The organism is Bradyrhizobium sp. SZCCHNS1022 (genome assembly GCF_032484835.1).
Classification (GTDB): domain Bacteria; phylum Pseudomonadota; class Alphaproteobacteria; order Rhizobiales; family Xanthobacteraceae; genus Bradyrhizobium.
On the sequence record NZ_JAUETT010000002.1, the window covers coordinates 1,041,464 to 1,054,947 of the forward strand.

Consider the following 13,484-nt stretch of genomic DNA (forward strand, 5'->3'; position numbering starts at 1 on the left):
AGCAAACCGTACCGGCGAAGGCCACCGGTGCTTTTCCTGTTAATGTTCCGGCGTGATTCGGCAGGGCTGCAGGTGAATGGTAAAGGACTCCGACAAAAAGGCCGGTGCTCTCGGGGCTGACAAAACCGGCGCCACACTATCCGGACTGCTTGCCGAGGAGAATGCATTCGATCGCCGCACCTTGTGGCGGATCGGCTGGTGGGCTGCAGCGGCGCTTTGTGCTGTTGTGGTTGCCGTACTTGCCAACCAGGCGGCTCTCGGGTGGCGGCGCGACCGCGTTTCCGCAGCGGATATGGCGCGCCAGACGCAACTCATCCAGTCGCTGGCCCGTGACAGCCAAAGCGAGCAGCGGCAGCTCGCTTCCGCGATCGAAACCCTGAACAACGATCGCGATCGGCTCTATGCGCGAGTCACCGTGCTGGAGCAGAGCCTGGATTCCGTTACCGGCGCGCTCGCCAAGCAGAGTTCCGGCCCGGCGGCGGCTCCGATTCTCGGCAAGACGTCGCAAGCCGTGGTGGCATCTGCCGAGCCACAGCCGGCGGCGAGTCCTCCCCCTGTACAGGCGGCCTTATCGGCGTCGGCTGCCGCGAGCGGTCCGACCGTGGCAAACGTGATCGGCGCGCCGACGGTGGCGCCTGTCGCTTCGGGCGCGCCCGGCGTTTCTGAGCCTCTTCGCGCCGAGGGCGGCAAGCCCGGCGCCGGTTCAGTCCAGGCCGCTCACGCACAGATGCCTGCCGGCTCTTCCCCAGGACCGAACCAAGCTGGTTCAAATGTACCGACGACATCGGCCGCAGCCTCATTGTTCGCGGCCAAGTCGGCGCCTGCCCCGTCCGATTCGGCGGCCGGCAAGCCGGCCGGGCCGGACAAGCTGGCGAATGTCGAGCCGGCCCCTGCAGCCGATGCCGAGAACACCAAGCCGACAGACGCAGCCGACACCAATGCTGGCGCGACCCCCGTGCAGAAGACCGAATTCGCGGTCGATCTCGGCACGGCCAATTCGCTGAACGGCCTGCGTGCGCTGTGGCGCGGTCTCTCCAAGAGCCACAAGGAGCTTGCGGCGCTCCGTCCGATCATCATCGTCAAGGAAGGCAACAGCGGCCTCGGGATGCAGCTCCGGCTCGGCGCCGGGCCGCTCGCCGACGCTGCGGCGGCCGCGAGGATCTGCGCCAATCTTGCAGAAAGCCAGCGGGCTTGTGAAACCACCGTCTATGACGGCCAGCGCCTCGCCATTCGCAGCGATGACGCCAACCAGCCCGATGCCGCCAAGCCGGCCGCCGCGTCGACAGCCACGAAGCCGGTTTACCCGCAGCGGCGTCGCGCAGCCCCGCCGCCGCCACCGCAGCAGCATCACGGTGCAGCACGCGAGGAGCCGCCCCCGCCGGCGCCGCCGCCTCCTGCCGCCGCCCCGCCGCCGGCGGAATCATCGACGCTGTCGTCCTTCTTCCGGCGTTCCTGATCACGATTAGTGCCGGCATTTCAAGGATCTCGGCCGGATTGCGGATGCAGTCCGGCAAGTCCTTTCGGCCCTTGTCCACGCCACCTTTCCGCAGCATAGTCCGCGCATGAAGAAGACCCCGTTCCGCCTCACGCCCTATCAGGTGCAATGGCTCCTGATCGTCGGTTTCGCCACCGTCGGCTACGCGCTCTATCTGCGCTATCTCGCGATCGAGTTCTCCACTGTCGCACTCGCCTGCGACGCAGGCTTGCAGACCACGATCTGCAAGGCGCGGCTGGTGGCGACTGCGCTGTTCAAGAGTTCGGTGTTCGGCGGAACGGCGCTGGTGATCGCGATCCTGCACGTGATGCGGCCGTCGATCGTGCTCCTGACCGGCGGCGTGATCGCGGCCGGCCTCGGAATCGTGCTCTACAATATCGTGCTGTCCGGCCTTGCGATCGGCTTGCTCATTCTGGGCTTTGCGCGGCCCGCGCCCGCCACAGCGTAAAGGCAAGCACGAGGTAGGCCGCACAGGTCCACAGCGCCTGCCAGTTCTCCCGGCCCTCGTTGAACAGGATATAGATCGCGGACGCCGCGAGCAGTCCGGCAAAGGTCGCCTCGGCGATCGGTCGTGGCCCTTGCACGGGGCGATTGCCGAGCAGCAGCGCGAACGGGACCACCGCCATGGTCAGGCTGGCGAACGGAAAGTCGCGGTAGCGCGGGTCGAACACGAAACCGAGCGCGGTTTCTGCCGCGATCAGCACGGTGACGACCAGCATCAGGCCAAGCAGATAGGTCGCCAGCGTATGCTTGCGCCCGTCGGCCGGACCCAGCAAGTCGAGGAAGGTCGGCAGCGGCCGGCCGGCCATGGCGGCATTCGCACCGAACAGCGGCACCAACACCCCGGCCGCCAGCAGCGCGCCCCAGTGCACCCAGCCGCCGACGCCAAGGCTCTCGTAGAACATCTTGTCCGCCGCGATCCCGAACAGGATGCCGGTCGAGGTTGCCGAGACCGCAACGCCCAGCCAGGCCGACCAATGCGGAGCCCAAGGCCTGCCGCGGACGGTGAGCCAGCCAACCAGGAAGACGGCAAAACTCAAGATCATCCCGCCGCCCATCTGCAACTTCCAGAGCGGATAATTGCTGACGGGCTCTCCGGGCGGATATTTCAAGACCCGTTTGGCGGCGTCGAAGAGGCCCCAATAGCCGCCGACCGTGCCCTCGAGCTGGCGTTTCCAGGGCTGGTCATAGGCCTCGATCAGGTTGACCCGGAAATTCTCGCGCTTGGCGAGGTCGAGGATCTCCGAGACGATACGGGCCTGGTTGGCGCGCGACGGCAGCGCACCTTCGCGCATCCGTCCCTCGCTCGGCCAGCCGGTCTCTCCGATCAGGATCTCCTTGTTCGGAAACGCGACCGCGACCTGTCGTCTGATGGCATCGACATGGACTGCCGCGAACTTGGCGCGGACCGGAAAATCCTCCCAGTAAGGCAGGATGTGGACCGTGACGAAATCCACGAGGTCGTACAGTTCGCGGTTGCGCAGCCAATATTCCCAGACATCGGCATAGGTGACGGGAACGGTGACCTGCGCCTTCACGCTGCGGATGATCGCGGCGAGGTCGGCGGTGGTCATTTCCCCCCGCAGCAGGACCTCATTGCCGACCACCACGGCGGTGATGACCTGCGGATAATGTTTCACCAGGCTGACCGCCACCGCGATCTGCTCCTGGTTCTTGAGCTTGTTGCTGCCGAGCCAGATGCCCTGGATGACCTTGATGCCGACCTTGGCTGCAATCGCCGGCACCTGGTCGAGACCGTTCTCGATCGAATAGGTGCGGACGCATTCTGAGATCTTGGCGAGTTGCGTCAGATCCTGCTCGATCTGATCGGCGTCGATATAGGTGGTCGGATCCAACGGGGTCTGCGCGCCACGGAACGGGGCATAGGACACGCATTGCAGCTTGGCGGCGGGTTCGATCGGGGCGCGCGCGAGCTTGATGGGCGTGGCCAGCCACCACCACATGGCAGCGATTGCACCCAGCGATATGAGCAGAAGCGCCAGCGGTGTGCGAAGAGATTTCAGTTCCATTCTCCAGCCAGGGGACCGGTGCTTACCCGGTTGCTGGCCGTCTGCCAAGACCTGGTGCCAGGACCTGGTGCCAGGACCTAGTGCCCGGACCTGGTGCTGGAGACGCACCTGCGGCGTTCGGTCCCGCCCGCCCGGGCCGCGCCTTTACGATGCGGCGAGGATGCGCCGATTAGGTTGTGGCATTGCTGGACAAAATCCGCGATTCCGGTCATTGGCATTCGGCAAGCGGTCGCTTCGCAATGCCATCCTTGAGGAACGATATGCGGCAGTCGGAATCAACCACCCGCCGCATTCGGGACCCATTTGATCGGCATCAACACTGCGGCCGCAGCGGGACGGCATGAAGGCAACTATCGGGGAATTTATGGGTCGACGCGTGCTTCAGTTCAAGGTTTCGATCGTGCGCCATCTCGCCGCCGCCGGGCTCGTCCTGCTGATGGGAAGCCAGGCGAGCATCGCCCAGAGCGGCGGTGACAATCATGGCCAGGATCAAAACAAGCAGCAGGCCGCCAATCCGGCAGACCTCTCGAAGGAGAATCAGCGCAAGGTCGACGAGTTCGCGGAAGCGGCCCAGGCGCTCAACGGCGGCCCCGCCGGCAATCCCGAATGCGTCTGGCTCGGCCGTCGCGTCGTCCAGCTGATGTATAATGACGACCTCGATACCGCATTTCGCCATCTCGACCTGTACGACCGGTTCGGCTGCCCGGGCGGTCACGTCCAGGCCGCGTTCCGCTGCCTGACGCGCTTCATCGCGCAGATCGACCCGAAGGTGCAGAACTCGCTGAGCAACCACGTCCACACCTGCTGGATCAATCCGGACGCGCGACCACAAGTCGCAGCCGCGCCGACCCCGGCTCCGCAGACAACGCCGGCTCCGCAGGCGGTGTCCCCAGGCGCAGGCGCTGCGGCACAGCCGCCGGCGCCGCAGGGGCAACCCTCCCCGCCACCGGCGAAATAGCGGGCTCGGCGGCGTATGCGCCGCGCCCATAGGAGCAAGGGCAATTCGGCGGGTTAGCGTCGCAGTATTGTTCTTGAAATCGCGGGCGTGCTGGTCGAACCTCGCGCCGCGGTTCAGGTCCTGTTCAGCGTTTGAGCGGTAGCGGTCTTGGGGTCATGATGCTCTCGGAACACGTTAGCGCTCACAGAACGTGCCTGAGCCGGAACCGCACGAGTAGGTTTCTGGTGTCCTTTCCCAATCGACGTTCGCTGACGGGTTTGCCAGGCGATCGCACCCGCGGGGTGGGACAGCAGCGGACAGTTTCGCTTCGTCCTGTCACCTGATCCCGGAATGGTTGCTTCATCGATGCGCGCGATCGTCGCCGTCCTGCTGTTCGTCACCGCGGCTCATGCCGCGTTGTGGGGATTGTTGCAGGAAAAGCAGCAGGCCCCCGACTTCACCGGCCTGCTGCAAAGCATGTCATACGATCCGCACGAAGGAACCGGGTCACCCACGATCGACACGGTTGCGCCGCCGGAACGCATTCGGGAGGACATGAAGAAGCTGGCCACAATGACGCGCGCGATCCGGCTTTACACCTCGACCGGCGGCGTTGAAGTGGTGCCGCCGCTCGCGGCTGAGGCTGGGCTGAAGGTCATGCTCGGCGTCTGGATCGACAAGGATGCCGATCGCAACGAGCGGGAGATCCAGTCCGCGATCAATCTCGCCCGCCACAACAGCAATGTGATCGGCATCGTGGTCGGCAACGAGACCATCCTCACAGCGACGCAGAAGGTCGATGAGCTGATCGAGAAGATCAAGCGTGTAAAGAAATCGGTTAACGTGCCCGTGACCACCGGCGATGTCTGGAACACATGGCGCGACAATCCCGAACTCGCCTCCAATGTCGATTTTATCGCCGCGCATGTGCTGCCCTATTGGGAGTTCTTCACCGACGATCAGGCCGTCGATCAGGCGGTGGACCGCTATCAGCTCCTGAAAAAGCAGTTCCCCGGCAAGCGCATCATGATCGCCGAATTCGGCTGGCCAAGCCAGGGCTACAACCGTAGCGGCGACAACCGTGGTCCCGCCGCGCCGGGTCCGTTTCGACAGGCAAAGGTTCTGCGCAACTTCCTGGCCCAGGCCTCGGCCATCGGCATGGAATACAACATCGTCGAGGCGATCGATCAGCCCTGGAAATATTTCGAGGGTGGCGTCGGGCCGTATTGGGGTGTGCTCAACGCGGCGCGCGAGCCGAAATTCTCCTGGACCGGGCCGATCGTGAATCCCGACTATTGGAAGCTCGCAACCATTGCGCTGCTCGTCGGCGTGCTGCTGTCGCTACCGATCCTGCGGATCGTGCGCGCGACAATGCCGCAGGCCTTTGTGCTGGCTGTTGCCGCGCATGCCGTCGGCGCCTGGGTCTCCACGATCTTCGCCTATTGGGCGGTGCATTACTTCGTCTGGGGATCGGCCTTCGCGCTGACCCTCGGCCTCACGTTGCTGGTGCCGTTGATCCTGATCGCAATGGCGCGGATCGAGGAGATCGCGGCGGTTGCCTTCGGCCATCCGCCGCGCCGGTTGCTGACCAAGGACAAGGTCGCCGAGAACACCAAGGCCGCGCCGGAAGGCTATTTTCCGAAGGTCTCGATCCACGTCCCGGCCTATTTCGAGCCGCCGGAGATGCTGAAGCAGACGCTCGATGCGCTGGCGCAGCTCGATTATCCGAACTACGAATGCGTGATCATCATCAACAACACGCCTGATCCCGCGTTCTGGCAGCCGATCCAGGATCACTGCCGCATGCTCGGCGAGCGCTTCGTGTTCATCAATGCCGAGAAGGTCAAGGGCTTCAAGGCCGGCGCGCTGCGCATCGCGATGGACCGCACTGCGGCCGATGCGGAGATCATCGGCATCATCGACGCCGACTATGTTGTCGAGAAGAACTGGCTGAAGGACCTGGTGCCGGCATTTGCCGATCCATCGGTCGGTCTGGTGCAGGCACCGCAGGAGCATCGCGACGAAGACCTGTCGCTGATGCACTACATCATGAACGGCGAATATGCCGGCTTCTTCGACATCGGCATGGTCCAGCGCAACGAGGCGAACGCGATCATCGTGCATGGCACGATGTGCCTGATCCGCCGTGCGGCGATGGACATGGCCGGCGGGTGGTCGAGCGACACGATCTGCGAGGACACCGATCTTGGCCTTGCCATCCAGGAGCTCGGCTGGACCACCCATTACACCAGCACCCGCTATGGCAGCGGCGTGCTGCCCGACACCTATGAGGCCTTCAAGAAGCAGCGCCACCGCTGGGCCTATGGCGGCTTCCAGATCGTCAAGAAGCACTGGCGGCGTTTCCTGCCGGGTAAGACCCGGCTCTCCCGCGACCAGAAGCGCGAGTTTCTGCTCGGCTGGCTGAACTGGCTCGGCGCCGAGAGCCTCGGCGTGGTGGTCGCGATCCTCAACCTCATCTGGGTGCCGATCGTCGCATTCGCCGGCATCGCCATTCCCGACAAGATCCTGACCATCCCGATCATCGCCGCCTTCGTGGTCTCGCTCGCCCACTTTCTCATCCTGTACCGGCTGCGGGTCAGGATCGGGCCGTGGCAGATGCTGGGAGCGATGGTGGCAGCGATGAGCGTGCAATGGACGGTCTCCCGCGCGGTGGCGCAGGGCCTCATCACCGAGCACATCGCCTTCGCCCGGACCTCCAAGGGCGGGCTGTCGCGGATGTCGATCGAGTTCCAGGCGTTCTGGGAGGCCGTGATCGGCGCCCTGCTCCTGATCGGCGCCGGCATCCTGATCGGCACCAACACCTACCAGATCACCGAGCTCTACATCTTCGCGGCCGTCCTGATCTTGGAGAGCCTGCCGTTCCTGTCGGCGGTAGCGATCGCGGTCCTGGAGATGTCGCGGCTCAATTCCTTCGAATTCTGGCGCTACAGCGCGGTGCGCACCGCCGAATTGATCGGCCTGCGCCCGGTCTATGTGCCGGAGCTCGCCGCCCTGGTCGCGCAGAAGCCGGCGGGCAAGGTCGCCGAGAAGGTCTAAGCCGTGCCGCCCTGATGCGCCCGGCCGTCCACGGCCGGGGCCGCTCCCCTGAATCGCGCGACGCCGGCCAGACTACCCTGCCCTGGAGGGGAGGGTTCGGCTGCCCTCGCTCGCGATGAGAGCTGGGTGGGGTGAGCTTCGACACGGAGCGCCGAGAATATGGGCCGTTGCCGCGCTCGTTCGCACCCGCGGCTCACAGGGGAGCCCTTCAACTGCCCCTGTGGTTTGCCCGCGAGCCCTATTGACCGAAACCGCCCTGCCCCCTACACAGCGCGTGCGAACGGCCGTGACCGGCTTTGGGCGCGGCTGGTGCCGTTCCCGCAAGGAGCCGCTGAACCGCCGGAGCACCGCCGACGTTGAGATGGCGGACTGCAGACGACCGGGCCCGACGACCTCACCGTCGGTCTAGCCTTGGGAGCGAGCGCGTAGCTCAGCCGGTAGAGCACGTGACTTTTAATCACGGGGTCCTGGGTTCGAGCCCCAGCGCGCTCACCAACCAAAGTCCATAAAACCTCTCACGTCGCTCGGTCGTTAACCCAGGGCGCAAACCGATCGCAGCAAATAGCAGCAGAGGTCCCGCCATCGCGCCTTCGATCGCCGGATCCGCTTCATCGGCCGTTTGACGTGAAGAACCGACCCAACCGATTTACAAACGGAATGTTGCGATTGCCGCCCTTCCGGTAACGCCTCAACATCTTCTGGTCGGCAACGGAGTGGGCCGTCGCGATTTCGAGGGAGACGCGGAACGGCGCGTCGACTGTCTTGCGCAGAATGACATGGATGTTCAGCGCAGGGATGCGATTGTTTCCATTCAAGTGACCGGCTGGCTTCAACAGCGTCTCGCCGTCCAGCGATGGCAGGCCGAGCTCATCGATCCTGCTTTCGCCCGCGTGCGTTACGATCATCTGCTCGATCGTATAGGCGTTCGCAGCCGCCAATTCCCGGAAGAACAAGGGCGTATAGCAGAAATATCCGTGATCGAGATACCCGCTGGCCGGCAGCTGATGGTAGACGACCCCATCCACCTTCAAGGCATCGTGGATGACTTCAAAGCAGTTCCACTGGTTGAAGATGTGCTCGGTTGTCCCGAAATTGAAAACGACATCGTAGCGTCCGCGAAGCGCGTCCGGCAGCACATCGAAATTCAAATCCAGGATGTGCGTGTTCTTCAGGCCAGGGCACACGTCGATGGACGCATATTCGATATTGGCCAGGTCGGTGATTTCCGACAGCATGGTGGTCCGCTCACCCGGACGCGGCGTCGAGAAATAGACGAGGCGCTCTACGGTTGCCGTGTCCGAGGCTGACACGCCCTGCCGCTCGACGATTTCCCTGATCTGTTCCGGCCGTGCGAAATAGATGGTCTGGGGACCGATATCCAGAATCCTATTCCTGGCCGGCGACAAATATCCCTGTCGCTGCAAGTAGATAGGAGCATCCAAATTCATGCCCATGAGAGCCCACCCGAAACAGATAGAAACAAAATCTCTTAACACCCTCCAGACGCAACTCGCAATCATTGCTTTATGACAGAAATACAATTGTAGGTCGGATTCAAAAACTGGATGTTGGATTCGTTCTTAAATATCTTCTTCGCGGCTGTACGCGCTTTGTGCGCGCCAGATTGTCATTAAGATCGCTTCCTGGGCGACCGAGACGAATGCGACTGTGCGGGAGGGAGAGAGGGATCAAATGACGGACGTTCAGACCTTCGTCGTGGCGCCAGGCACCCCTGAGCTGGCGATCTGCGCGCGATGGCGTGCAAACGCCTTCTCAGTGCTCGAAGCGACCTTCGAGCAGGAGTTGAGGTCGCTGGAGCTGTTTGCTTCGGATCAGAGCCACGGTGTCGCGCTGGGGGCGAAGGCCGATGGTGAGCTGATAGGAACTTGCCTCCTGGTCGAGTCCGAGATCGAGCCGAACCACGATGTCGCGCCATGGCTTGCAGGCCTGTTTGTCGTCCCGGAGCATCGGCGCAAGGGTGCGGGCGCTGTGTTGGTTCGGGCGATCGAGGATCAAGCGCGACAGCGCGGCTTTCCGCGGCTGCATCTCTACACCACGGAGGCAGCCGGATTCTATGCGCGGCTCGGTTGGTCGCTCGCCGATCGCACCAACTGGAAAGGCCGGGACACCGCTTTCATGGTCCGCGATCTCTAACTTCCGCGAGGGCCAGTGAACCGTGTCGGGTGACGCAATCGAGATTGTCGGGGACGCGCGAGCGGATGCGGTCCAATGCAGGCAGCCGTTCGGGAATATCGCTCGCCGTTTGAAACGCTTGCGACGGACGTGATCTCGCGGGAGCGCAGCCAAACAGACACCTGCGCTCCGGAGCGGTCTCCTACACATATGCATCGAACGATCTCCGGGACGCTCCACCGCTTCGCCCGTAGATCGTGACAGATCATGTCGGATCTCATCGCGAGCCCTTGGATTCGAACCCAGCGTCCTCATTCAACTTAACAATCACTTACGTCCTGAAACGAGATCGTCCCGAAAATACCCTGTCGGCAGCGTGTCTCCAGAGGCGTGTCGCGCGCGATTGCTTGCACAGGGCTGGCAGCGGCGGGGCACGCCATCTGCGTGATCTCGGAGCTTGTCGATGCAATCACAGACCAGGACGAAAAGCCGCACCGTGTTGCTCGTGCTGCTCGTGATGCTGGCCCCGCTCTGCCTCGCCGCGGCGATCGTCTGGTCGCCACGGTGTTCGAGCAGTCCGTCGGCGCAAATCGGGGGCGCGATGTTGGTGGCCGGATGCGAACAGCGGTGAGACGCGAAACTGACGCTGCAGCAGCGGCGAGGCTGGTGCGGCGCTCCCCGCAGTCGGGGTTGCCGCGTGACAGCTCGTTTTATCAGTGAGGCTGGGCATAGCAGAAGGAAGCACAGCGAGGAGTCGCTGTATGATGCCATCTGCCTCAACTAATGAGTACCGAGCACTGTGCGCGATGCGCCTGTTCGCGCACGCTCGGCCAACTACGCGATCGCCCGCGGTCGCCACCAATCATTGATCAGATCCTCGCGCATGCGAGCATGATCCAGAAGGTCGGGACGATAGTCCCTTGGAAGGGCGGCTTCCAACCGGCTCAGGGAACGTGACGCCTCGATCGCATCGTTCTTGTCGGCAAACCGGCGGGCATCGATCAGCCGGACGTTCGGCATCATGTGCTGAAAACCGAAATTGGCGAGGCCTCCCAGTTGCAGCATTTCGACGAGAGAAAGGTCGAGCCGGATTCGGCCTTCTGCGGGAGCCTTACGTCTAACGCCTGCGGCATGGCCCTTGACCCAGCAGGCGTCTCCCAAGGCCGCCCCCAAAGCCCACAGCCGCGCGTGGATGGTGTCGGGAGGCAGATCCTGCCGTCGCGCGGCATCGTCCAGGACAATCTTCAACGCGACTTCGGCCTTCGCCAGATCGCTGGGGATCGCACCTTGATCGAGCTGCGATGTCATCCCCAATCGAATCTGCTGCGCAGCCTCGCGCATCCCTTGGATGCGTCCCCTCTCGTAATAGGAACGTCCAATCGACCAACTGCACCAGGCCAACATGACAGTCAGCCCGAGCGGCACCCAAAGCAGCCAATCCACGGCCCCACCCCGATCCTGAATATGCCCCCATCGTCAAAAATAGCTCGGGCGCGTTAAGAACCCGTGCAAAGGCTAACCCAAACTTCACCATACCGTTGCGACGTCGGGACGAGTTGGCCCCATCACATGGCGTCAGGAGAACGATTGCAGGGGTGAACGTAATGGCGACGCCAGCAGCTCCGCTGCGCTCTCGTCGATGCGACCGATCGCCGTGCCGGCTCGGCGCTCATGGGGGCAGTGTGGCGAGATCAGACGCGAGACAAGGTCCGGCGCAATCGAGCCGATCTTGCTACCTTGAGGGTGGTTTCGGCAGCCGGTCGGGATCGAATTTGACGGGGGCCCACTCCCGCCGCAGCTCGGGCTCCTCGCCCTGCGATCGCATCAGCGTCGCCTCGAAGGGCATGCCGGGCACTTCGTCCGCCGCGCCGGTGCAGACAGCCAGTGTGTCCTTGCAGTGTCCGGTGAGCCGCAGGGTCAGGTCATCAACACCGAACACGGTTCGATGGCCCGGCGTATGGCGCTTGGTTCGGATGACCGCGGTGAAGCGTTCGCCGTCGGTCTCATAGGATCCGGCATAGGTCAGGATGCTGTCGCGACCCGAGATCCTGCCGGTATCGAGATGCACAGTGCCGGTTCCCTCACCGGCAGGCGTCTTGAACCAAGCGGCATAGTCGCCGTCTTTCAACATTCGCTTCGCTTCCGTGTTCTATCGAACGGGACCTTGCCAGACGCCGATTAATGCGTCCTGAACCAAGATGATGAGCGACACTGCAGCTATCCTCCACATGTTGCATGGCAGGTCTGTCGCCGTCCGCGCGATGTCAGGACACGGGCGGCTTTCGAGCGTTGAACTCGCAGCCCGCTCTGATGCTGCCTTGAGCACGGGTCGACAACTCCCATTCGCGACGATGTGACGGGTTATGACGTCCCCTTGAGGATTGGAGCACCGCGGCGATGTTCCTACATTGGAGCCGAAGCTATCGTCCGGAGCCGGTTCGATGTATCGGGCATTTGCATTGTTTTTTGCTTTGGGTCCTTTGATCGGCCTGATCGAGCCTGCTGAGGCCGCGCCGGCACATCACGCCCGGGCACGCCATCATACCGTCGCGCGTCCGGTCCCGAGCGGCGCGATTCCAGGCGCGATCCCACCTGGGTGGTACAAGTTTCCCGGCTATCAGCCGATCCCTCCCGAGCAGAACCGAAATCTCGACCCCTCCAATTTCGGCGGCGGTTGATCGCGCGCATCGAGCCCGAGATCGCGATCAGCGCGAAACCAAGGACCAGCAGTTAGTCGCGCAAAATTCTCCTGCGCGGCGCAGCTGCGACATTATCAAGGCATCCAGGATGGTCTTTGCGTCAGGCCAGCAACCCGGAGCCTGCGGCCATCAGCAAGGAAGGCAGAATTTTCGGAGCGATCATCACGCGCCCGAGCCGCAGGAACGATGATCCTTCCTACCAGGAAACCGCTTATCGCGCCCGACGGTCTTGCTACACGACCAAGCGCGACAGACATAGTGAGCCGCTGCGTGCGATTGCCGAAGCAAGATGTTTGTCGACAACGAGCACCGCGAGTGGAACGGATATCACGTCCGCTAAGGCACATCGCCGCGCTTGCGGCTGCCACCGATTGAATGCGGCTTATTCCAGAAGTACTCGCGATTTCCTGTCGCGGCCTCGGCATACTGGTCGATCGCGACAATGATCGCCTGGACGTGGTGGTAGCACCACCCTTCTCGCCCGGCCTGGCGCCGCACCTCGTTGAGGGCTTTCAGAAATGGCGGGGGATTCGTTTCGTCATCGAACCATCGGCCTTGCATGTCGACCTCCGTCTCAGAGGAATGAATTAGAACAAACAAAGAACAATCAATCAAGCACCTGGAGGTAGTTCGACAGCCGTTTGAAACGCGGCGATGATCGGCACGCTGGCGCGTTATGAACGACGACGTGTACATGCGGGTAAGACGGGCGGATCGCATGACCGCCGCTACGTATGTACCTATGGAAGGCGTAGCTGCCGGTCATCTCGGCGGGCACGCCTCAAGCTACGACGCCCGATGGGGCCTGGGGCGCCGCAGGTGGTTTGCCCGACAGGCGCGTTTCGAAATCTTGAGATCGTAACTCCTCCGTCGCGGGCCTCATCGGCGTTGCGCGGGAAGACTTATTTCGACAACCGTATCAACGCGGTCGCGCCAATTGCGTCCTCAGCGTCAAATATTTCTCTTTCGCTTTTTCAGAAATCATGTTTTCATCTGCGCATCCCGCCTCGCGCGAGGGGCGTACGCGTCGTCACGATACGTAGAGGCGGGCTGCGATGGACGGTGTTGCGTCAGGCGCATCTGCGCAAGACGACTGACGCAGCAGCGGACGGCGAAATCGTGTGGTCCTGACA

Annotated in this window: 12 protein-coding genes and 1 tRNA gene; 8 read left to right on the top strand and 5 right to left on the bottom strand. The window is 63.0% G+C overall.

The features are described from left to right. Nucleotides 1–76: 76 nt before the first annotated feature. Nucleotides 77–1,456, top strand: coding sequence for a hypothetical protein (locus QX071_RS18395; RefSeq protein WP_315704042.1), 1,380 nt, complete (start codon nt 77–79; stop codon nt 1,454–1,456). A gap of 106 nt (nt 1,457–1,562) precedes the next feature. Next, nucleotides 1,563–1,943 (top strand): hypothetical protein, encoded by a 381-nt coding sequence (locus QX071_RS18400; protein WP_315704043.1) that lies wholly within the window; start codon nt 1,563–1,565, stop codon nt 1,941–1,943. Here the strand turns inward: QX071_RS18400 and QX071_RS18405 are convergent. After that, complete coding sequence (locus tag QX071_RS18405; RefSeq protein ID WP_315704044.1) at nt 1,903–3,525, bottom strand: beta-(1-6) glucans synthase; 1,623 nt, start codon at nt 3,523–3,525, stop codon at nt 1,903–1,905. The genes QX071_RS18400 and QX071_RS18405 overlap by 41 nt on opposite strands. Nucleotides 3,526–3,889: 364 nt before the next feature. On the opposite strand from QX071_RS18405, the gene QX071_RS18410 reads away from it, so the two are divergent. From QX071_RS18410 to QX071_RS18420, 3 genes are all read left to right on the top strand, one after another. Further along, complete coding sequence (locus tag QX071_RS18410; RefSeq protein ID WP_315704045.1) at nt 3,890–4,483, top strand: beta-1-3, beta-1-6-glucan biosynthesis protein; 594 nt, start codon at nt 3,890–3,892, stop codon at nt 4,481–4,483. A gap of 345 nt (nt 4,484–4,828) precedes the next feature. Further along, nucleotides 4,829–7,519, top strand: a complete 2,691-nt coding sequence (locus QX071_RS18415) for a glycosyltransferase (RefSeq protein ID WP_315704294.1) — start codon at nt 4,829–4,831, stop codon at nt 7,517–7,519. A gap of 419 nt (nt 7,520–7,938) precedes the next feature. Further along, a tRNA-Lys gene (locus QX071_RS18420) sits at nt 7,939–8,014 on the top strand. Between the two features lie 113 nt (nt 8,015–8,127). On the opposite strand, the gene QX071_RS18425 is transcribed toward QX071_RS18420, so the two are convergent. Further along, a complete protein-coding gene (locus QX071_RS18425; RefSeq protein ID WP_315704046.1) occupies nt 8,128–9,015 on the bottom strand; it encodes a hypothetical protein in 888 nt (295 codons plus the stop codon). Nucleotides 9,016–9,211: 196 nt separating this feature from the next. On the opposite strand from QX071_RS18425, the gene QX071_RS18430 reads away from it, so the two are divergent. After that, nucleotides 9,212–9,673, top strand: a complete 462-nt coding sequence (locus QX071_RS18430) for a GNAT family N-acetyltransferase (protein WP_315704047.1) — start codon at nt 9,212–9,214, stop codon at nt 9,671–9,673. 442 nt (nt 9,674–10,115) lie between these two features. Further along, complete coding sequence (locus tag QX071_RS18435) at nt 10,116–10,283, top strand: hypothetical protein (protein WP_315704048.1); 168 nt, start codon at nt 10,116–10,118, stop codon at nt 10,281–10,283. Between the two features lie 203 nt (nt 10,284–10,486). Here the strand turns inward: QX071_RS18435 and QX071_RS18440 are convergent, their stop codons facing one another. Then, on the bottom strand, nt 10,487–11,077 hold the full coding sequence (locus QX071_RS18440) for a hypothetical protein (RefSeq protein WP_315728942.1): 591 nt from the start codon (nt 11,075–11,077) through the stop codon (nt 10,487–10,489). Between the two features lie 307 nt (nt 11,078–11,384). Next, nucleotides 11,385–11,783: a hypothetical protein gene (locus tag QX071_RS18445; RefSeq protein ID WP_315704050.1), complete on the bottom strand. Its 399-nt coding sequence runs from the start codon at nt 11,781–11,783 to the stop codon at nt 11,385–11,387. Nucleotides 11,784–12,093: 310 nt separating this feature from the next. On the opposite strand from QX071_RS18445, the gene QX071_RS18450 reads away from it, so the two are divergent. Continuing rightward, on the top strand, nt 12,094–12,330 hold the full coding sequence (locus QX071_RS18450; RefSeq protein WP_315704051.1) for a hypothetical protein: 237 nt from the start codon (nt 12,094–12,096) through the stop codon (nt 12,328–12,330). Nucleotides 12,331–12,687: 357 nt separating this feature from the next. Here the strand turns inward: QX071_RS18450 and QX071_RS18455 are convergent, their stop codons facing one another. Then, nucleotides 12,688–12,912 (bottom strand): hypothetical protein, encoded by a 225-nt coding sequence (locus QX071_RS18455; protein ID WP_315704052.1) that lies wholly within the window; start codon nt 12,910–12,912, stop codon nt 12,688–12,690. Between the last annotated feature and the right edge of the window lie 572 nt (nt 12,913–13,484).

Excerpts from the sequence above, each read along its gene's own strand:
- QX071_RS18435 (WP_315704048.1), top strand. The coding sequence starts at position 10,116 with ATGCAATCACAGACCAGGACGAAAAGCCGCACCGTGTTGCTCGTGCTG.
- QX071_RS18455 (WP_315704052.1), bottom strand. The coding sequence starts at position 12,912 with ATGCAAGGCCGATGGTTCGATGACGAAACGAATCCCCCGCCATTTCTG.
- QX071_RS18405 (WP_315704044.1), bottom strand. The coding sequence starts at position 3,525 with ATGGAACTGAAATCTCTTCGCACACCGCTGGCGCTTCTGCTCATATCG.
- QX071_RS18430 (WP_315704047.1), top strand. The coding sequence starts at position 9,212 with ATGACGGACGTTCAGACCTTCGTCGTGGCGCCAGGCACCCCTGAGCTG.
- QX071_RS18400 (WP_315704043.1), top strand. The coding sequence starts at position 1,563 with ATGAAGAAGACCCCGTTCCGCCTCACGCCCTATCAGGTGCAATGGCTC.
- QX071_RS18410 (WP_315704045.1), top strand. The coding sequence starts at position 3,890 with ATGGGTCGACGCGTGCTTCAGTTCAAGGTTTCGATCGTGCGCCATCTC.
- QX071_RS18445 (WP_315704050.1), bottom strand. The coding sequence starts at position 11,783 with ATGTTGAAAGACGGCGACTATGCCGCTTGGTTCAAGACGCCTGCCGGT.
- QX071_RS18395 (WP_315704042.1), top strand. The coding sequence starts at position 77 with ATGGTAAAGGACTCCGACAAAAAGGCCGGTGCTCTCGGGGCTGACAAA.
- QX071_RS18450 (WP_315704051.1), top strand. The coding sequence starts at position 12,094 with ATGTATCGGGCATTTGCATTGTTTTTTGCTTTGGGTCCTTTGATCGGC.
- QX071_RS18415 (WP_315704294.1), top strand. The coding sequence starts at position 4,829 with ATGCGCGCGATCGTCGCCGTCCTGCTGTTCGTCACCGCGGCTCATGCC.